The organism is Candidatus Clostridium radicumherbarum, from assembly GCF_045310525.1.
GTDB lineage: Bacteria > Bacillota > Clostridia > Clostridiales > Clostridiaceae > Clostridium_AT > Clostridium_AT radicumherbarum.
Window position 1 is genome coordinate 1036397 of the sequence record NZ_JBJHZY010000001.1, and the last position, 19581, is coordinate 1055977.

The 19581-nt window shown below is 33.0% G+C and carries 15 protein-coding genes; 11 read left to right on the top strand and 4 right to left on the bottom strand.

What is annotated here, in order from left to right; all coding sequences use genetic code 11:
- The first annotated feature begins 2 nt into the window (after positions 1-2).
- From ACJDUH_RS05025 to ACJDUH_RS05070, 10 genes are all read left to right on the top strand, one after another.
- Complete coding sequence (locus tag ACJDUH_RS05025; protein ID WP_406764062.1) at positions 3-1028, top strand: LacI family DNA-binding transcriptional regulator; 1026 nt, start codon at positions 3-5, stop codon at positions 1026-1028.
- Between the two features lie 102 nt (positions 1029-1130).
- Positions 1131-2105: an ABC transporter permease gene (locus tag ACJDUH_RS05030; RefSeq protein ID WP_406764063.1), complete on the top strand. Its 975-nt coding sequence runs from the start codon at positions 1131-1133 to the stop codon at positions 2103-2105.
- A gap of 34 nt (positions 2106-2139) precedes the next feature.
- Complete coding sequence (locus ACJDUH_RS05035) at positions 2140-3012, top strand: carbohydrate ABC transporter permease (RefSeq protein ID WP_406764064.1); 873 nt, start codon at positions 2140-2142, stop codon at positions 3010-3012.
- A gap of 38 nt (positions 3013-3050) precedes the next feature.
- Positions 3051-4529, top strand: coding sequence for an ABC transporter substrate-binding protein (locus tag ACJDUH_RS05040; protein ID WP_406764065.1), 1479 nt, complete (start codon positions 3051-3053; stop codon positions 4527-4529).
- Between the two features lie 137 nt (positions 4530-4666).
- Positions 4667-6859, top strand: coding sequence for a glucosidase family protein (locus ACJDUH_RS05045; protein ID WP_406764066.1), 2193 nt, complete (start codon positions 4667-4669; stop codon positions 6857-6859).
- Between the two features lie 4 nt (positions 6860-6863).
- A complete protein-coding gene (locus tag ACJDUH_RS05050; RefSeq protein WP_406764067.1) occupies positions 6864-9140 on the top strand; it encodes a glycoside hydrolase family 65 protein in 2277 nt (758 codons plus the stop codon).
- A 441-nt stretch (positions 9141-9581) separates the two neighbouring features.
- Positions 9582-10706 carry a BMP family ABC transporter substrate-binding protein gene (locus ACJDUH_RS05055; RefSeq protein ID WP_406764068.1) on the top strand — a complete coding sequence of 375 codons (1125 nt, stop codon included), beginning with the start codon at positions 9582-9584 and terminating at the stop codon, positions 10704-10706.
- 65 nt (positions 10707-10771) lie between these two features.
- Positions 10772-12304 (top strand): ABC transporter ATP-binding protein, encoded by a 1533-nt coding sequence (locus ACJDUH_RS05060; RefSeq protein ID WP_406764069.1) that lies wholly within the window; start codon positions 10772-10774, stop codon positions 12302-12304.
- A gap of 33 nt (positions 12305-12337) precedes the next feature.
- Complete coding sequence (locus tag ACJDUH_RS05065; protein WP_406764070.1) at positions 12338-13396, top strand: ABC transporter permease; 1059 nt, start codon at positions 12338-12340, stop codon at positions 13394-13396.
- A complete protein-coding gene (locus ACJDUH_RS05070) occupies positions 13393-14331 on the top strand; it encodes an ABC transporter permease (protein ID WP_406764071.1) in 939 nt (312 codons plus the stop codon). The genes ACJDUH_RS05065 and ACJDUH_RS05070 overlap by 4 nt, the downstream gene beginning before the upstream one ends.
- Before the next feature lie 134 nt (positions 14332-14465).
- Here ACJDUH_RS05070 and ACJDUH_RS05075 read toward each other — a convergent pair whose 3' ends face one another.
- The 4 genes from ACJDUH_RS05075 to ACJDUH_RS05090 form a co-directional block, all read right to left on the bottom strand.
- Positions 14466-16550: a M56 family metallopeptidase gene (locus tag ACJDUH_RS05075; RefSeq protein ID WP_406764072.1), complete on the bottom strand. Its 2085-nt coding sequence runs from the start codon at positions 16548-16550 to the stop codon at positions 14466-14468.
- A 14-nt stretch (positions 16551-16564) separates the two neighbouring features.
- Positions 16565-16939 carry a BlaI/MecI/CopY family transcriptional regulator gene (locus tag ACJDUH_RS05080; protein ID WP_406764073.1) on the bottom strand — a complete coding sequence of 125 codons (375 nt, stop codon included), beginning with the start codon at positions 16937-16939 and terminating at the stop codon, positions 16565-16567.
- 67 nt (positions 16940-17006) lie between these two features.
- On the bottom strand, positions 17007-17303 hold the full coding sequence (locus ACJDUH_RS05085; RefSeq protein WP_406764074.1) for a hypothetical protein: 297 nt from the start codon (positions 17301-17303) through the stop codon (positions 17007-17009).
- Between the two features lie 83 nt (positions 17304-17386).
- Positions 17387-18121, bottom strand: coding sequence for an NAD-dependent protein deacylase (locus ACJDUH_RS05090; RefSeq protein ID WP_406764075.1), 735 nt, complete (start codon positions 18119-18121; stop codon positions 17387-17389).
- Positions 18122-18331: 210 nt separating this feature from the next.
- Between ACJDUH_RS05090 and ACJDUH_RS05095 the strand changes: the two genes are divergently transcribed.
- The gene (locus ACJDUH_RS05095; protein ID WP_406764076.1) at positions 18332-19150 is read left to right on the top strand and encodes a DUF4352 domain-containing protein; all 819 of its coding nucleotides are present in this window, start codon (positions 18332-18334) and stop codon (positions 19148-19150) included.
- The last annotated feature ends 431 nt before the right edge of the window (positions 19151-19581 follow it).

Consider the following 19581-nt stretch of genomic DNA (forward strand, 5'->3'; position numbering starts at 1 on the left):
CTATGGAAAGTAAATCTGTGACAATAAGAGATGTAGCAAAAAAGGCAGGTGTATCTGTAGGTACAGTTTCAAGAGCTTTTAATAATTATAGCGATATAAGTGAAAAAACTAGAAATACAATTTTAGAGGTTGCTGAAGAAATGGGATATAAGCCTAATGTGAATTCTAAGGGATTAAATGCAAATAGGAGCTATAGGCTGGGCATGCTCATTGAGGATTATGACAATGGAGGAATGTTAAATCCAATAGTTTTTGAAACACTTATGTCATTTAAGAATGCAGCCACAAGGCAGGGTTATGAGATTATAATATTATCTACTACCACAGATATGCAAAAGTCACAGGATTTATCAAAGCTATTTGCAGAAAAGAACTTAGACGGCGCTTTTATTATGGGACTTAAAATGAGCGATGAGTACTATAGACAGCTTTCAAATATTGAATATCCTTGTGTACTTTTTGATGTGTGTGTCAATAACCCTAAAACAAGCTGCGTTGGTGTAGACAATACTAAAGGAGCTTATGCTGCAGTAGAACATTTAATTAACTTAGGACATAAAAAAATAGCTTTTATAAATGGACATAAAGATGCTTTTGTAAGCTATGAAAGATTAGATGGATATTATTTGGCTTTAAACAGATATGGAATAGCTATTGATGAGAGCATGATTATACATTCGGACTTCAGCGGAAAAGGCGGTGGCTTGGCAGCTGAAAACCTTATTAATTTAGGGAAAGAATTTACAGCACTGTTTTGTGCCAGCGATCTTATGGCAATGGGAGCTATGGAGGCCTTAGAAAGCTTAGGTTATTCAGTACCTGATGATGTTTCTGTAATAGGCTTTGATGATATAAATATTGCTCAATATATGAATCCAAAATTAACAACTATCAGGCAGGATAGAGAAAAGATAGGGGAAAGTGCAGCAAATGTACTTGTAAATCTCATAAACGGGCAATGCTTTGATAGGGTTTTGGTATCACCAGAACTAATTATAAGGGAGTCTACAAAAAATAACATAAAATAGATATTTCTACCCTATTTAATTTAAATGAAAGTTATAGGGGAACAATTATAGAGGCTATCTGCTTTGTGTTACTGCAATTAATATATATAAGGGGGTTGACAAATGAAATCAGATGTTCAATTGGAAGCAAGAACTTACTTAAAGAACAAGAAAAGTAAAGTACCATCGTTTTTGGAAGAAATGCGTAAAAATTATGCTTTATATATTATGATGCTGCCAGCAATGATTGTAATTTTCCTGCTGTGTTATCTGCCTTTACCTGGAATAATAATAGCATTTAAAAATTACAATGTTGTTGATAATATTTTTGGAAGCCCTTGGTGCGGCCTTGACAATTTTAAGTTTTTCTTCACAAGTCAGTATGCACTAAGAACTACTTTAAATACCTTATGGATCAATTTTTGGTCTCTGTTAATGGTTACCATAGTCAGTGTTACCTTTGCAATTATGCTTAATGAATTACGTAGTAAAAGACTAGCGAAATTTTATCAAAATGCAATGTTTTTACCCTATTTTTTCTCTACTGTAATTGTTGGACAGATTATAAACATGGTTGTTTTCCCAGATGGAAACGGTATAGCTAATCAGATTGTAAGTTTCCTTGGAATGGAACATATTAAGTGGAGTTCTACACCAGGAGCATGGGTTAAAATTATAGTGGGCAGCTCCCTTTGGTCTACTGTAGGATATAATGTAATAATTTATCTAGCTTCTATTGTAGGTATTGATGATCAGCTTTATGAAGCTGCACAGTTAGATGGAGCTTCACGATGGAAACAGATTATCCATATAACAATACCAATGTTAGTGCCTGCAATAATTATGCTCTTACTTCTTAACATCGGTAAAATGATGTTTGGAGATTTTTCTAGAATATATTCAATTATCGGTGATAATGGTCAGCTTTTTGCAAAAACGGATATAATCGAAACATATATTTTCAGAGGCATTCGTCAATCTGCTGATTTTAGTATATCTACTGCTGTAGGCTTATATCAATCCATTGTTGGTTTCATATTGGTGTATGGATCTAATGCTCTGGTAAAGCGATATGATAAGGATTATGCATTGTTCTAAAATGCAAATTTAATGTAGTTAGGAGGTTAATATAATGGCAATTAAGCGCTCCAAGGGTGAACGATTTTCTGATGTAATCATACATCTTATTATGATTGCATATTCCATTTGCTGTCTGTATCCAATATTGCTTACATTTATGACATCCATATCCTCTGAAAAAAGCGTAGCAAACAATGGATTTCAATTAATTCCTCAAGCATATTCACTTCAATCCTACAAAATTATTATGAAAGATAAGTCTATTTTTCAAGCTTACGGAGTTACTATTTTTGTTACGGTTGTTGGTACTATATTGGCGCTGTTTTTATGCGGCATGGCTGGATATGCAATGTCTGTCCAGAAGGTAAAATACCGCAATAAGGTTGCAATGTTTTTCTATATTCCTATGGTCTTCAGTGCAGGTATTGCACCCTGGTATTTAGTATGTACTCAGGTCTTGCATTTTCATAACAATATTTGGGCTTTAATCATGCCAGGTCTTGTTTCACCATTTAATATATTTTTGATGCGTAACTATTTTAAGACAATACCAGCTTCATTAATTGAATCAGCAGAAATTGATGGCTGTTCAAATATAAGAATATTTATAAAGATTATATTACCGCTCTCTAAGCCGATTATAGCAACTGTTTGTCTCTTTGTAGCCATGGGATATTGGAATGACTGGACAAATGCACTTTGGTTTATTGATAATCGTAACCTGTATCCACTGCAGTATTACTTATTCCGTATTAAAGATATGATGGATATGATTAGAAGAACCGGAAGCGGCGGCATGCAGCTTCCAACGCAGACCTTTCAGCTTGCAACCTTGTTTGTTACTATAGGTCCAATAGTATTCCTTTATCCCTTTGTACAGAAATATTTTATAAAAGGGATAATGATTGGCTCAGTAAAAGGTTAATATATAATAAAAAAATATAAAAAAGGGGAGTATTTATTATGAAAAGTAAAATAAGTAAGATATTGGCTTTAGTTTTATCTACAGCAACAGTTGCCTCATTAGCAGCAGGATGCTCAAGTAAAACTGCTAGTACATCAAGTGGACAACCTGTAACACTAACATTTATGATGCCAGGTGATCCACCTAAAGATGAAAATAATGTACTTGCTGCAGTAAATAAACAGCTGAAGGCAGATGGACTTAACTTTAATATTAAGACAAGCTATGTGGCTGATTATTGGAATAAGCTTGCTATGACAGTTGCCGGGGGAACTGAAGTAGATATAGCTTGGGCTCATTCAAGTACCTTATCTGGTCTTGCAGCTAGTAAGGTTTACCAGCCCATTGATAGTGTATTTGCTTCAAGTGCTCCGGATGTTAAGGCCAACACACCAGACTATGTTCTAAAGGGTGGAACTGTAAATGGAAAGCTTTATGCTCTTCCACGTGTAATACCAATGGCAAATTTCGATACCATTTACAATATCCGTGGTGATTTACGTGAAAAATACGGCTTAGCTCCAATTAAGACAATAAGTGATTTGGAAAAATACTTTGATGCTGTTAAGAAAAACAACCCGGACATGTATCCTGTAGGTGTTGATAACAATATGCAGCCACTTTTTGCTCAATTAGCTAACTATTTCTTCCCTATTGGTGATGGCGGGCAGAATCCAGTATATGTTGATCCAGCAGATCCAACCCACACAGTAAAAACCTTCTTTGATTCACCTGCATTTGAACAAGTTTGTGCAGTAAAGAAATCCTGGGTAGCAAAAGGATATATTCCAGCAGACTCTTCTAAGGTTACAGATGCAAATGAAGGATTCGTTAATGGAAAAGTTGCTTGTATTCCATCAAATACAATGAGTGCCAGTGAAAGAATAGATTCATTAACTGCAAGTATACCTAATGGTAAAATTGAAACCGTTTTGCTAACTGATAAGCCATATATTTTTATAGGCGGCGACAATATGTTAGCAGTACCAAGCACCTCCAAGCATGTTAAGGAAGCAGTTGAATTTATAAATTGGATTAAGAAAAATCAGGCTAACTATGATCTTTGGTCATTTGGTGTTAAAGGTACTAACTACAATTTAAGTGGTGATTCAGTTTCTCTTGATGGCATACCAGCAGACAAACAGTATGTTACAAATAGCTGGATGTGGAATGATATACGTATTGCACGTTTCTCATCTAAAATGTCAGCAGAAGATATTACTACACTTAAAAACTGGGATAAAAATGCAGAAAAAACTCCATTTATCGGATTTACCCTTGATCAGACTAAGATTAAATCCCAGGTTTCTCAGGTTAGTGCTGTTTGGGCTGAGTACTATGATAATCTAGCAGCAGGTTCAGTAGATTACAATAAAGTAAAAGCAGAAGTTCAAGCAAAACTTAAAGCAGCTGGAATAGATGACATCGTAAAAGAAACGCAAGCTCAGCTTAATACATACTTAGCAGCTAATAAATAAAAATTTCTTTAATTGTTGACATATTAATTTGCGACCAGAGAGTTTATATATAAATTCTCTGGTCGCGGTGTTTTAAATTGCTATTGAAAAAAGTTATCTTAGAAGAAATTTTAGAAATATAGAGAGAAGGTGAAGCTATGCTTGAGAGCTATAAGATAAGTAAGAGGTATAGATTGGATGATCCATGTATTTGTACTGGAGATAGGACCTATCTCATTGGAACACAGGATGGCATGTTTCCAGATATGGGCGAGCACGTAAGGAAGGAAATGGGTGGCCTTTGGAATCACCCCATTAAATTAGCAGATGGTTTTTGGGCAGTAATCAAGGATAAAAAGCAATCATTATTATTAAATAAATCTTTAATTTATAATACTTATCCTGCTTATCAGGAATTTATATATGATTTAAAAAGTACAGGCTTAAGAGTTAATAGAAAAGACTTCTGTCCTGATGGGATAGAAGGTATAGTGGTTAAATATACATTAGAAAATATGGAAGATGAGGATAAGAAATTTGATTTTCACTTTCTATTAAGGACAGATTTAAGACCAGTATGGTTTTCTGAAAAACTTAATATTGAAGACGGAAATGACTCTGTATATTATAATGAAAGACTTCAGGCTTTCTGTGGAAAAGATGAAAGGAATCCGTGGTATATAGTTTGGGGAAGCAGTTTAAATGCTGATTCATGGGAGGTGTCTGAGACCTTTGAAGAAATACCTAATACACACGGAAAAGGAGCTAATGGAAGATTAAGATTTAATAGCATAAAAGTAAAAGCTAAAGACAAGGTCTCATTATATTTCTTTATTGCGGGTTCATATGCGTCCGAACACAAAGCATTTGAAAATTATTTATACTTAAAGGATAATTATGAAAAACTTCTTAAAGAAAAGCTGCAGCGGTATGAAACAATAATATCTCAAGGTAATATTAGAGTGCCGGAATTAAGAATAAACGAAGCTATAGATTGGCTAAAATTCAACTATGATTGGCTTGTTAGATATGTACCTAAAGTAGGAAGAGGGCTTGGAGCAGGTTTTCCAGAATATCCATGGTGGTTTGGCTGCGATAACGAGTATGCACTCCTAGGACTTTTGCCTACTGGAAGATTTGATATTATAGAAGACACCTTAAGACTTCTAAAAAATACTTCGGAAAAGATAAATGGTAATGGAAGAATTGTACATGAAATTTCTACTAATGGTGCCGTGGCATATGAAGGTAATACACAGGAAACAGCTCAATTTGTAAAAGTAATTTGGCAGGTTTTTAAATGGACCGGAAATGAAGCATTTTTAAGAGAAATGTTTCCCTACATGGAAAAATCAATTCACTGGTTACTAAATGACATGGATAGAGATAAAGACCTTTTACCATCAGGCTATGGAATAATAGAAATTGAGGGCTTGAATTGTGAAAACATTGATACTGCTGTATTTACTCATAAAGCACTAGAAGCTTATGCTGAAATGATTGAGTACTTAAAGTTAGGTGATGGAGGCTATTGGAGGAAATCAGCTGAAAGGTTAAAGACTAAAATTAATAAGGAATTCTGGAGGGAAGAAGAAGGAGTATATGGAGATTTCATAGCAACTCCAGAAGAGGTTTTAGAAAGATATGAGATATTTAAAAAGCTTGGTATTTCAAGCAAAGATAAGGAATTAGCAGATAAAATAGAAGAACTTAAAGAAGAGGCTTTAAACAGTGAAAGTAGTAAAGACAAGACTTTTAATATGAAAAACTGGACTATTAATACGCCTCTTGGTGAAGGTATTGCTGATTTTGAAAAGGCTAACAAGGCACTTGATAGTATGGAATCTAGCGAATATAGGGGTAGATTCGGCTTAAAGCTTGGAGCCACAAAACATAGCGGTATGATGACAATATCAACAGCAGCTCAGGCAGAAGCAGAAGGACAATATGGAAGAATAGAGAAAATGCTTGGTTATATTGATCAAATAATATCCACATTTTCTATTAGAATGCCAGGTTCCTTTTCCGAAATGTCACCAGACTATGGATGTTTTGTACAAGCGTGGACAGGCTATGGTGTAATTTGGCCTATTGTTACTTATCTTTTTGGAATACAGCCTTGTGCCTATAGAAAAGAAATTTATTTTAATCCTCTAGTACCTATTGAATGGAATTATTTTCAATATAAGAATGTAAAAATAGGTACTGCAATATTTAATTTTTATTGCAAAAGAAATGAAAACAAAGATATGAGTTTTACCATAGAATGCAATGAAGATGGATGGGTAATTAATTCTTGTGATGAGGTATTAAAAAGAATTAATTTAATTAAGATTGTGAAAGAGAGTTGACTTTATGAAAAACCAATGGATAATAAGTGACAATAATTTAGAAATAAAAGAGCTAATAAAAAATGAAAGTATCTTTAATGTTTCAAATGGATATATAGGAATTAGAGGTAACTTTGAAGAAGGGTATCCTAAAAGTTACCCAACAATAAGAGGAACTTATATAAACGCCTTCTATGAAGATGTGCCTATCAATTATGGAGAAAAAGCCTATGCATTTCCAGAAACAATGCAGAAAATTGTAAATGTTACAGATTCGCAGGATATTAACATAATAATAAATGGAGAACAATTTTCTATATTTGAAGGAACAGTTAAAAGTTTTGACAGATATCTTGATATGGAAACTGGTTGCTATGTACGAGAAATATGGTGGCTGTCACCCTTAGGAAAAGAACTTAAGATAAAGATTACAAGATTAGCCTCATTTAAATACTTAGAACTATTTGCTATTAACTATGAAATTGAAAAAATAAATTTTGATGAAGAAGTTATTATAGAATCAGCTATTAATGGGGATGTATCAAATTATTCAGATTCTAATGATCCACGAGTAGCTTCAGGTAATTCCAATATATTAATTGTAAATTCTATCACAGCAGATGAAAATACTTTGCAATTAGTATCTGAAACTCAAAATTCTAAAAAACGAATTGCAGTTACAACAAAGCACAGTTGTAACGTTTCTTATAAAGTTTCTATTAAAAAAGATGAGAAATCTGTAAAGGCGATTTTCAATACTAAAAAAGGAAATAAAAATATCTGCTTTACTAAATATAATATATATACTGATTCAAGACGTTATCCAAATATAGAGAAGGATGGTATGAGAATAGCAGAGAAGGTCAGTTGCCATTCTTTCATAGAGCATTTGAAGACTCAAGAAGATTACCTTAAAGAATTTTGGAGTCTGGCGGATATAACTATTGGTAGTGATAAAAAACTTCAACAAGGTGTAAGATACAATTTATATGAACTGCTCCAGGCTGTAGGTAAGGACTCCATAAGCAATATAACAGCAAAGGGCTTAAGTGGTGAAGGCTATGAAGGACATTATTTTTGGGATACAGAAATATACATACTGCCTTTTTTCACTCTTTGCAATCCTGCTTTGGCTAAGGGACTCTTAAAGTATCGTTATACTATTTTAGACAGTGCAAGGCAGAGAGCAAGAGAAATGGGTCACAAAAAAGGAGCAGCTTATCCCTGGAGAACAATAGCAGGAGGAGAATGTTCCTCATTCTTTCCCGCTGGAACAGCACAATACCACATTAATGCAGATATTGCATATTCTTATGTACAGTACTATTTAGCAACTGGAGATATGGAATTCATAAAAGATTTTGGAGCTGAGGTAATTTTTGAAACCGCAAGAATATGGATTGAGATAGGACATTTCCACAAAGGATTATTTAAAATAGATGCAGTAACAGGTCCTGATGAATACACAGCAGTAGTAAATAATAATTTTTACACCAATGTGATGGCAAAATATAATCTAAAATGGGCATCAAAGCTATATAATGAGCTTCTGGAAAAGGAACCGGAAATACTAAACAAGCTATGCCGTAAAATAAATCTTACAAAAGAAGAGATTAATACGTTTGAAAAGGCAAATAAAAGTATGTATTTACCCTATGATAAAGACCTTAAAATAAATGCCCAGGATGACAGTTTCTTAAATAAAGCAATATGGGATTTTGAGAATACTCCTAAGGAAAATTATCCTTTACTGCTAAATTATCATCCTCTGACAATTTATAGATATCAAGTTTTAAAACAAGCAGATATAGTTCTTGCTCATTTTCTTTTAGAAGATGAAGCAAATATTGAAACTATTAAAAATTCCTATGATTATTATGAAAAGATTACAACCCATGATTCCTCACTATCCTGTGCCGTATACAGCATTATGGCTTCCAAGCTAGGATACCTTGATAAAGCCTATGAATATTTTATGGACACCGCAAGATTAGATTTGGATAATACTCATGGAAATACAAAGGATGGAATTCATACCGCTAATATGGGTGGAACCTGGATGTCAATAGTGTATGGTTTTGCAGGGCTTAGAATAAAGGAAGGTCACATTTCTTTAAGTCCAAAACTTCCTAATATTTGGAATGAAATTAAATTTAGCTTCTTATATAAAGGCTGCAAAATAGTTATATGGATACTGAAGGATAAAACAGAAATAAGTACAAAAGATAATTGCCATGTCAATTTAAAGATTAATGGGGAAAGTTATTTACTTACTAATAATGAAAAAATAGTTCTTCAGTAAGCTGTTTAAATAAAAATAGAATTTCATTTCTCATTATAGATAAAAAGTGCTAATCTTTTTGATTTGGTACTTTTTTACTACAATTATATTGACATTATATTACATATAAGTTATTATATTCTTGTATTAGGAATTAAGTGTAAATTCTAAACTATCATAATAATTCTACTTAATAATTTAATTAGATGTTCATACTGAGCTGACGTAAATGGCCGGACTATGAGGGTTTGTATATAAGATTTAATGTTATAGAACTACTCATTAGAGACCTTCTATGGCTTATAGAACTTTTGTATAGACTTTCTATTTTGAAATTTCAATTTGGAAGGTCTATATTTTTTTGAATTTTAATAATAATTTGCAAGGTTTTTTAATTAAATATATTAAAGACCTTGGTCTTTATATAGAATAGTAATTTATAAAAATGAGGGGGAATTTGAAATGAAAAAAATCATTGGTTTAATGCTTTCGCTATTACTAATAATGGGCGCAGCATTAACAGGCTGTACAAGCAAGGATAACAAAGACTCGACACCTGCATCGACAACCGCTAAAAAAATAAAGGTAGGGTTTATTTATGTAGGACCTATTGGTGATGGTGGTTATACTTATGCTCATGATCAAGGAAGATTATATCTCCAAAAGGAACTTGGGGACAAGGTAGAGACAATATACAAGGAAAATGTAAAAGAAGATACAGCCGAGGTTGATAAAACCTGTGAAGAAATGATTAATAATGGAGTTACAGTAATTATTGGAACAAGCTTTGGATTTATGGAAGGTATGGATAAGTCAGCAAAGAAGCATCCGGAAATAAAATACTTACACTGCTCTGGTTATATGCAGGAAACTAATATGTCCAATTACTTTGGAAGAGACTATCAGGTTAGATATCTTTCAGGTATTGTTGCAGGTATGAAAACTAAGACAAATAAGATAGGTTATGTAGCTGCTATGAACATTCCTGAGTGTGTAAGAGGAATAAATGCATTTACACTGGGAGTTTTGTCAGTTAATAAAGATGCAGTTGTAAAAGCTATATGGACAAATACCTGGTATGATCCTGCAAAGGAAAAAGAAGCTGCAAAGGCACTTTTAGACCAAGGTGTTGATGTTATTGCTCAGCATCAGGATACAACTGGACCACAAATTGCTGCACAGGAAAAGGGAGTTTGGTCAATAGGCTATAACTCAGATATGAGCAAGGCTGCACCTGATGCTTATATGACAGCTCCAATTTGGAATTGGGGTCCCTACTACGTAGATCAACTAAATAAAATTATAGCTGGAACCTGGAAATCAGAAAGCTACTGGGGTCCAATGGAAGCAGACAATAGCAAAAGTATAATATACCTAGCTCCTTTAACTAAAGTTGCTCCTCAAGGTGCTCAAGAAGCAGTAGACAAAGTAAAAGCTGATATTATTTCTGGAAAAAATAAAGTATTTGTAGGACCAATTTATGATAATACAGGTACTTTAAGAGTTAAAGAAGGGGAAGTTATGTCAGATAAGGATATGCTAAGCTTTGATTGGTTTGTAAAAGGGGTAGAAGGAAAGGTTAAGTAGCAAAACTTGAGGTTTACAGGTGACACAAGGGTTAATAATCCTTAGGCCGCCAGAGGAGGATTATAATGAGTACTGTTCCGCAGATATCTATGAAGGGAATAACTAAAATTTTTGGTAAGGTAGTTGCCAATAATAACATTAATTTAGATATATATAGCGGCGAAATCCATGCACTTCTCGGAGAAAATGGAGCAGGAAAAAGTACACTAATGAACATTCTGTCAGGAATTTATATTCCTGACAGAGGTTCTATTTTTATTAGTGGAAAAGAAGTAAGGTTTTTCGCACCTAAGGATGCTATAAATGCTAAGATTGGAATGATCCATCAGCACTTTAAGCTAGTTGAAGTAATGACAAGCTTAGAAAACATAATGCTTGGCCAAAAGACTAGTTTTTTTATTAGTAAGAAAAAAATAATTAAAGAAATAACAGATTTAGCCAATAGATATGGTCTTGAGGTTGACTTAAATAAAAGAGTTTATGATATGACAGTTGGTGAAAAACAAATTCTAGAAATACTAAAGGTGGTTTATAGAGGAGCAAAAATTCTTGTTTTGGATGAACCTACTACAGTATTTACTCCACAGGAAACAAAGAAGTTATTTAAAATTATAAATAAAATGAAGGAACAGGGCTGTGCCATAATTTTTATCAGCCATAAAATGGACGAGGTTATGGAAATATCAGATAAAATAACTGTCCTTAGAAAGGGTGAAACTGTAGCTACACTTAACAAAGTTGATGCAAGTCCAAATAAGCTGGCAGAACTAATGGTGGGACATCCAGTAGACTTATCTATTAAAAGAGTAAAGTGTGAAAGCAAGGAAAATATTTTAGAGGTAAAAAACATAAAGATATATGATGAGGAGGGAATAGAGAAATTAAAAGGCTTAAGCTTCAATGTTAAGAAAGGCGAAATACTTGGCATTGCTGGTATTGTAAACAGCGGTCAGAAGGAGCTTTGTGAGGCTCTTGTGGGAATGCAGATAGCCCAGGGCGGGGAAATAAATTTTGAAGGTGAAAATCTTATAGGGAAAAGTACTAGCGAAATAATTAAAAAAGGCATTAGTATGAGCTTTATTCCTGAGGACAGACTTGGTATGGGATTAGTTGGTTCCATGGATATGATAGATAACTTAATGCTGAAGGAATACCACTCACAAAAGGGGATTTTCATTGATAAAAAGCCTGCTGTTAATAGGGCACATGATATAATTAAAAAACTTGAAATAAAAACCCCTGGTATTCATTATCCCATTAAGAATTTATCTGGAGGAAACATCCAAAAGATACTGCTTGGGAGAGAACTTGAAGCAAAGCCTAAGCTACTTATAATGGCATATCCAGTAAGAGGTCTTGATATTAATACTTGTTATACCATATATGATTTGGTAAATAAGCAAAAGGCTAATGGGGTAGGAGTTATTTTTATTACAGAGGACTTAGATGTTTTAATTCAGCTTTGTGATAGAATAATGGTTATTTGCGGCGGTGAAGTAACTGGAATCATGCAGGGTGATGAAACTACAAAAGAAGAAATTGGATTACTTATGACCGGACATAAAGGAATGCGAGGCTCAATGATTAATAATCATTGAGTGCTGTAGAAGGAATACAGGAGGGAATATCTAATGCTAAGGTTTGTAAAAAGAGATGAAATATGTAAAGGAAAGAGTACAACCATTAGATTAATTTCAGTAGTACTAGCTCTTATCCTATTTAGCATAGTTTTTTTAATTATGAATAAGAATCCTTTAGATGTTTATGCATCCATGCTAAAGGGGGCTTTTGGATCTCCATATGCTATTAGAGAAACAATTAAACTAGCAATTCCGCTTTGCATAGCTGCTTTAGGAATTGCAGTAGCTTTTAAGATGCATTTTTGGAATATTGGTGCTGAAGGTCAAATACTAATGGGTGCTTTTGCTGCATCTATATTTGCACTTAAGCTGCCTGATATTCCAAGGCCTGCGCTGCTCCTATTAATGATGGCAGCTGGTATAATCGGAGGAAGCTTTTGGGCTTTAATTCCTGCGATATTTAAGGCGAAGTGGGGTACCAATGAAACTATAGTTACATTAATGATGAATTATATTGCTATTAAGTGGATTGTATATCTGCAGCATGGACCATTAAAGGATCCCAATGCAAAAGGCTTTGCAAAAATAGCAAACTTCACAAATAATGCTATACTGCCAGAGATTTTCAAAATACATATTGGATGGATATTTGCAATTGTTTTAGTTATATTTATATACATATTTATGAATTATACTAAAAGAGGCTATGAAATATCAGTTCTAGGTGAAAGTGAAAAAACCGCACTTTATTCTGGGGTTAATATAAAGAAGACAATAATTGTATCCATTCTATTAAGCGGCGGATTATGCGGGCTTGTGGGTATGATACAAGCATCAGGTATTAGCAACACTCTTTCTGAAAGTGTTTCTGGAGGGGTTGGATATACAGCAATTATTGTGTCTTGGCTTGGATACTTAAGCGCTCCAATTATTCTGGTAGTTTCAATATTATTTGCGGCATTAGAGCAGGGAGGTTCTTTTATTCAAACTTCCTTTGGTATACCTAGCGCTGCAGCACTTACTCTGCAAGCTTTAATTTTGTTCTTTGTGCTTGGCAGTGAGTTTTTTATAAGATTTAAAATTATTTTAAAAGTAGGTGATGCAAAATGAACGGAATAGAGACATTTTTAGCTGCAGCAATTGTTGCAGGCACCCCTCTTCTTTTTGCAACAATAGGTGAGATATTAATTGAAAGAGTTGGCAACCTTAACCTTGGAGTAGAAGGCATGATGCTTATGGGAGCTGTAATGGGTTTTTTAGTAGGATTAAAAACAAGCAGTGTTTTTCTAGCAATATTAGGAGCTATAGCTGCTGGAGCCTTTGGAGGCTTAATATTTGCTTTTTTAACAATAACCTTAAGAGCAAACCAGGTAGTAACAGGTCTTGCTTTAGCCAGCTTTGGCAGTGGCTTTTCCACTTTAGTTGGAAAACAACTAGTTGGGCAAACTGCACCTGCTGCAGTTAAAAACTTTTTTCAGCCCTATGCAATTCCTGCTTTAAGTAAGCTACCTTTTGTTGGATCAATACTCTTTAAGCAGGATCCCTTTGTTTATCTAGGTTATATTGTAGCAATCATCATAGGTATATTTCTCTATAATACAAGTAAAGGCTTAAATCTTAGAGCAATAGGAGAAAACCCAGGTTCTGCAGATGCAGCAAGTATAAATATTACCTTGTATAAATATATTTATATATTAATTGGAGGTGCCCTATGTGGTCTTGGAGGAGCCTACCTTTCACTTGTTTATATTCCTAACTGGCAGGAAAATGTAGTAGCGGGAAGAGGCTGGATTGCCATAGCACTAGTTATTTTCTCTGCATGGAATCCCTATAAAGCAGTTCTTGGAGCTGTTTTATTCGGAGGCTTGGATATAATTGGCTTAAGACTTCAGAGTGCTGGAATTCATGTAGTGTCACAATATATGGTTGATATGCTTCCGTATATAGTTACTATAACTGTACTTGTAATTGTATCCATGAGAAAATCTAAACGTAATTCTCCTCCTATGAATTTAGGAGTACCTTATTTTAGAGAAGAAAGATAATTTTGGCTCAAAACTCCCTAAAATTAAGAAGCCGCTGTAGAGATTTTAATATAATTCCTACAGCGACTTCTGTTACTTTTTGCTTTTTTAGTGTGAAGTTTTAGAAAAGAAATGATCTAATATTATCTTCATTACTACCACTGTCTGCCTGGATCATTACTCATGGAATTTACTGTGCCTGCTGGATAGAGTACATTATAGTGATCCATTACTGGATCAGGATTATTCTTACTAGGCGCTGGAAATACCATTTCAATTTTAAAATCCGGACTTGCCACGTAACCAATAATTTCTTCGCTATTGCTTTTTGCATCATAAGCTGGAGTTCCTAGTACTGCCTTTGTTTTTGAAAGAGTTATACTCCTAAGTATATTGTCGTAGGTACGGATTTCAAAGATTTGATTTCCTTTGTTTAAACCAAACACAATATTATAGCTTTTATAGGTGGCATATGAGCCTTTAGCAGCTGCCACCCAATCTGTTTTATCGGCTTTTCCCCATTCTTTTTCTACATCTTCAATATTATTTATTTTTACTAAAAAATCACTGTTAATTACTTTCCCTTGTTTACCTAATAACATTATATTAGATAAAATTAATGTTATAGAATCAGGTACCTCATTATCGATATTAGTAGTCTTTAAAGGCTTGCCTTTTAAAATTGTTTCAACTTCTTCATAACCTGGCAGAAAGGCAAAGTTATAGCGTGCTGGAAGTGCAAACACATATTTATTATTACGGCCTAATTCACTAGGATTTACAGGTGCTGCTCCAATATGGAATTCATCCTTTTGAAGGGAGTTCCATTGATTAATGGTAAATATCATAATTGGAATATCCTGCATTGGTGCTTTTGAGGTCCATTTTGGGTTTCTAAGAGAAATCATTGGTCCGGTTTGAGTTATCTTACTAGTATCTCCAGTAAGAGATGAACCCTCCCACATGCTGTTCACTATTGAAAAGCCTTTCCATTCTGCAGGTAAGGAAAAGCTGAAGCCATATATTTTATCGCTATAGGAAACTGTTCCTATGCCTTGTGAAGCTGCATTTGAAATAGTGGCTGAGCCTTGTGAGGTTGCATTTGAACCTGAATTGGAATTATTATTAGTCTGACCATTATTTGAAGCCTCATTTTGATTTGGGGCGGATATAGTGGATTTAACAGGATTATTTAAACTTGAACAACCTGCTAGAAGTGTTAAGGCTATTGCCGCTGCAGTCCATTTTATTGTTGCTTTCTTATAGCTTGAAATCATAACAATTCTCCTTTTATTAAATCTACTTATAAAACCAAGGGTACCTGGAGTCCAATTCGGCTCCGAAAGTAGTTGTAATAATTTGATAATGGTCATCCCATAATTTTTATGGTCTTCTGTCTTTAATGTTGTTATAACATTGGCATCACAAGCTATTTCACAGTCCTGCTTCATTTGATGCAATGCATACCAAATTAAAGGGTTAAACCAATATATAGATTGTAGTGAAAGTACTAAAGCATTAACGAATAAATCTTCTCGCTTTAAATGACTAAGCTCATGTAGCAGAATATAACGAAGTTCCTCAGGTGCTAACTTACTTATTATCTTCTTAGAAATACTTATTTTTGGGGGAAATAACCCAAAAATTGCAGGTGATTTAATTGCATCATCATATACGAGGCTAACTCTTGGATTGAACTTTAAAATAGATTTGCATTCTTCAAGTATTTGCAAGATATCTTTACTTTGACAAACTTCAAGTTTTTTAGATCTAAATAAAAGTATTCCATTGACCAAGAGAATGTATGAAAAAGTAACAATGACACCAACTAGCCATATTAATGATAAAGTTTTAAAAGTAATCAAATTTTTTAACGTAGAAACTTGCCATGAATTATCCTTGCTGCTTAAAGCTGGTGTACTTGATTTAGTGGTTAAATTATCTTTATTAGTGGCAGAATAAAACGGCGAAGTTTTTTCAGTAGTACCTGAAGTTGAAGGCTGTTGAAGCTCAATAACAGTATTATGATTATAGGTTGGAATAAAATTAATAATATTGAAATCTGCTGAGGGTAAATATGGAATAATAAGCCTTATAATAAGAAGAAACCAAATATAGTAATGGAAATTAGCGCTAAGCTTATCTTTAAATAAACCCTTAACAATTATAAGTCCTATGGTAAGTATGCTGCCCATAATAGACAATGAAAAAATGTAGTAAAAGAGTTTAGCTAAATTCATTTTTTTCCCCTCCACTATTTCATTTTTTCATCTAGTAATTTCTTAAGTTCTTCTATTTCCTTTTTTGATAAATTTTCATTCTTAACAAAGTTTGATAGTAGAAGTTGAAGTGAACCCCCATAGACCCTTTGCAAGAAGGAATTAGTTTCTTCCCTCATACAGTCTTCCTGCAGAACTAAGGGATAATATTGATTTAAACTAGATTCTTTGTTTACTCCAAGAGCACCTTTTTTTACTAATCTGGCGATTAAGGTCTGTATGGTTTTAGGGCTCCAACTAGTATTAGGTTTTAAATTTTCAATAATTAATGAAGCTGTACATGGTGATTCTTGCCAAAGTACCTTCATTACTTGCCATTCTGAATCAGAAATACGGCAGTTTGAATTCATGTAATAACATCTCCCTACAAGTGTAATCTAATTATATATTACACTTGTAGTCAGCTCGTGTCAATTATTATTTTTTACTATTTGTTTCGTTATTTAACTTGGAATGATCAAAATTATTGTTTGACCAAGAAATATCATCAATATCATTTGCTTGAATAATATTAAAGGCACTTGTTTCCTTAATTCTTCCTTTGATTATCTTATTATCTTTTTTTGTATTATTTAGAGCATAATCAGGAGTGGAGTATACACCTTGATCTGTAGTCATATAGCCGTTTTTATTAGTTTTAGTAGACTTTTCATCTAAACTAAAACCGTCAACTACACCTCTAAGTTTATCTTCAGATAAATTTTTCTTATTCAAAATCATAACCTCCCTGTTAAAGTATAATAAAAAAGCTATTTATATATAGTTTGTTTTTAATTTTTAGAAATATGTTATAAAAACTAAAAGAGAGAACTTACAGCTTCACTTAATACTTTTCCAATGAAGTCATTAATTACTAATGTAGCCTTAGAATCCGCAGAAGTAGAACTTTTATTTATTAAAATAAGGTTTTTACCTTTAAAATAATCTATAAGTCCAGCGGCGGGATAAACTACAAGTGAAGTTCCACCAATAATTAGAGTGTCTGCTTGAGAAATTGCATCTATTGCACCTCTAATTATATTGTTATCTAAACTTTCCTCATAAAGAACCACATCTGGCTTAACTGGGCCACCACACTTATTACAGAAAGGAACTCCTTCAGATTCTAAAATAAATTTTGTATCATAAAAGGCATGACATTTAATACAATGATTTCTGTGAACAGATCCATGTAGCTCAAAAACATTTTTACTTCCTGCCATTTGATGAAGCCCATCTATGTTTTGAGTTATTATAGCTTTTAATTTGCCCATCTGTTCAAGCTTAGCTAATGCATTATGTCCATTATTTGGTTTAGCATCTGGGTATATAAGCTTTGACTTGTAAAATTTAAAAAACTCTTCTGGATATTTAATATAAAAAGAATGCGAAACCAATTGTTCAGGAGTAAATGTAATGTTTAAATTTTCATTAAATAACCCATTTGAGCTTCTAAAGTCTGGAATTTTAGACTCAGTACTAACGCCTGCACCTCCGAAAAAAACAATATTTGTACTTTCTCTTAAAATACTTATTAACTTATCAATACTCACAAAAAACACCTTCTTATATATTTAATTTTTATTGTTTAATAATGATATAAAATTGGTTGTAAATTAATAATTTTCATAGTAGCTATTTGAAACCACTTATTATTTTGAACATTCTTCGAAGAAAATGAATAAGCCTATATATCGGTGTAAAAAGGAATTTTAAGAAGTTTGTAGAAATATATAGACAAAATAATAATAAGGTGGGATTTTATGTTTAAAAAAACTAAATTTTTAGTTATTATTTTTATTATAACTATACTAGCTTTAACTGGATGTGATGTAAATAGCTCAACTTCAAATAATTCTAATTCTGCAAATACAACACCGCTTTCAGATTCCGAATTTGCTCAATTGTATTCAAATCCTAGTAAGTTTGAAGGAAGAAGGGTTAATTTTTTTGCGAGAATATTTACTGAACCTGTAAAGGATGATAAAGGAGCTTATTTTGAAGCTTATGCTAATGATGATCATAGCAAAGTAATAAAGATAGGAATTAGTGACACTCAACTTGTTGTGAAAAATGGGGATATTATTGAAGTGTATGGAGTTGTAGGAAAATTTGGAGGTGAAAAATATTTTAGTAAATCAGATACTGCACCTTCAATCGCAGCAAGTGAAATTGAAAAGTTTGCCTATACACCAGCATTTGCACCAGCTATAAAGACTATCCAAGTAAATAAGGAAATAAGTCAAAATGGGTATATATTAAACCTTAATAAAATTGAAGTGGCAAAGAAAGAAACAAGACTATTCATAAACATTAATAATACCACTAAAGACAAAATTAGGTTTAACAGCTTAAATGCAAAAGTAATGCAAGGTGATAAAGAATTAAAAAAATTAAGTAACGTGGATGAAGAAATTCCAGAGATAGATAGCGATATTTTACCGGGAGTTAATCAAAAGGGTGTTTTAATATATGAGCCAATACAAGCAGATGGAGAAAATTTAAAGATAATATTTGAAGGTGAATCGGACAATCACAATTTACACTTCATCCCATTTACATTTGATGTTGCACTAAAATAATAGGCTATCTTTTAGAATAGTGTTGAAAATATAAAACTAATTAAGGGAAGCCTTGATTTCCTTTAATTAGTTTAAGAATATTATTCATAAGCTATCTTACTTCAGTTCCATCCCATTCAATAACTGTGAATCCTTTTCTTTCAAATGGCTTTAGTTCCTGTTCTTCTATCTTTATAGGTTTATCCAATGGTTTATAAAGCATCATAACTCTTAATATAGAGTCCGGTTTGGGGTTATAATAAGCTTTGTAATTCTAATTATATCATTGATTTCAAAATTATGTATATATTTATACAATATTACAAGCAATTATTGACAATACATATTTTACATAATATAATGAAGTAAAAAATAAGAAAGGAAAAGGTATTTGCAGCAAATGAGAATTTAATTCACTTTCAAGGATTATTAAATTATACAAAAAATATCTT

Excerpts from the sequence above, each read along its gene's own strand:
- ACJDUH_RS05025 (WP_406764062.1), top strand. The coding sequence starts at position 3 with ATGGAAAGTAAATCTGTGACAATAAGAGATGTAGCAAAAAAGGCAGGT.
- ACJDUH_RS05030 (WP_406764063.1), top strand. The coding sequence starts at position 1,131 with ATGAAATCAGATGTTCAATTGGAAGCAAGAACTTACTTAAAGAACAAG.
- ACJDUH_RS05035 (WP_406764064.1), top strand. The coding sequence starts at position 2,140 with ATGGCAATTAAGCGCTCCAAGGGTGAACGATTTTCTGATGTAATCATA.
- ACJDUH_RS05040 (WP_406764065.1), top strand. The coding sequence starts at position 3,051 with ATGAAAAGTAAAATAAGTAAGATATTGGCTTTAGTTTTATCTACAGCA.
- ACJDUH_RS05045 (WP_406764066.1), top strand. The coding sequence starts at position 4,667 with ATGCTTGAGAGCTATAAGATAAGTAAGAGGTATAGATTGGATGATCCA.
- ACJDUH_RS05050 (WP_406764067.1), top strand. The coding sequence starts at position 6,864 with ATGAAAAACCAATGGATAATAAGTGACAATAATTTAGAAATAAAAGAG.
- ACJDUH_RS05055 (WP_406764068.1), top strand. The coding sequence starts at position 9,582 with ATGAAAAAAATCATTGGTTTAATGCTTTCGCTATTACTAATAATGGGC.
- ACJDUH_RS05060 (WP_406764069.1), top strand. The coding sequence starts at position 10,772 with ATGAGTACTGTTCCGCAGATATCTATGAAGGGAATAACTAAAATTTTT.
- ACJDUH_RS05065 (WP_406764070.1), top strand. The coding sequence starts at position 12,338 with ATGCTAAGGTTTGTAAAAAGAGATGAAATATGTAAAGGAAAGAGTACA.
- ACJDUH_RS05070 (WP_406764071.1), top strand. The coding sequence starts at position 13,393 with ATGAACGGAATAGAGACATTTTTAGCTGCAGCAATTGTTGCAGGCACC.
- ACJDUH_RS05075 (WP_406764072.1), bottom strand. The coding sequence starts at position 16,550 with ATGAATTTAGCTAAACTCTTTTACTACATTTTTTCATTGTCTATTATG.
- ACJDUH_RS05080 (WP_406764073.1), bottom strand. The coding sequence starts at position 16,939 with ATGAATTCAAACTGCCGTATTTCTGATTCAGAATGGCAAGTAATGAAG.
- ACJDUH_RS05095 (WP_406764076.1), top strand. The coding sequence starts at position 18,332 with ATGTTTAAAAAAACTAAATTTTTAGTTATTATTTTTATTATAACTATA.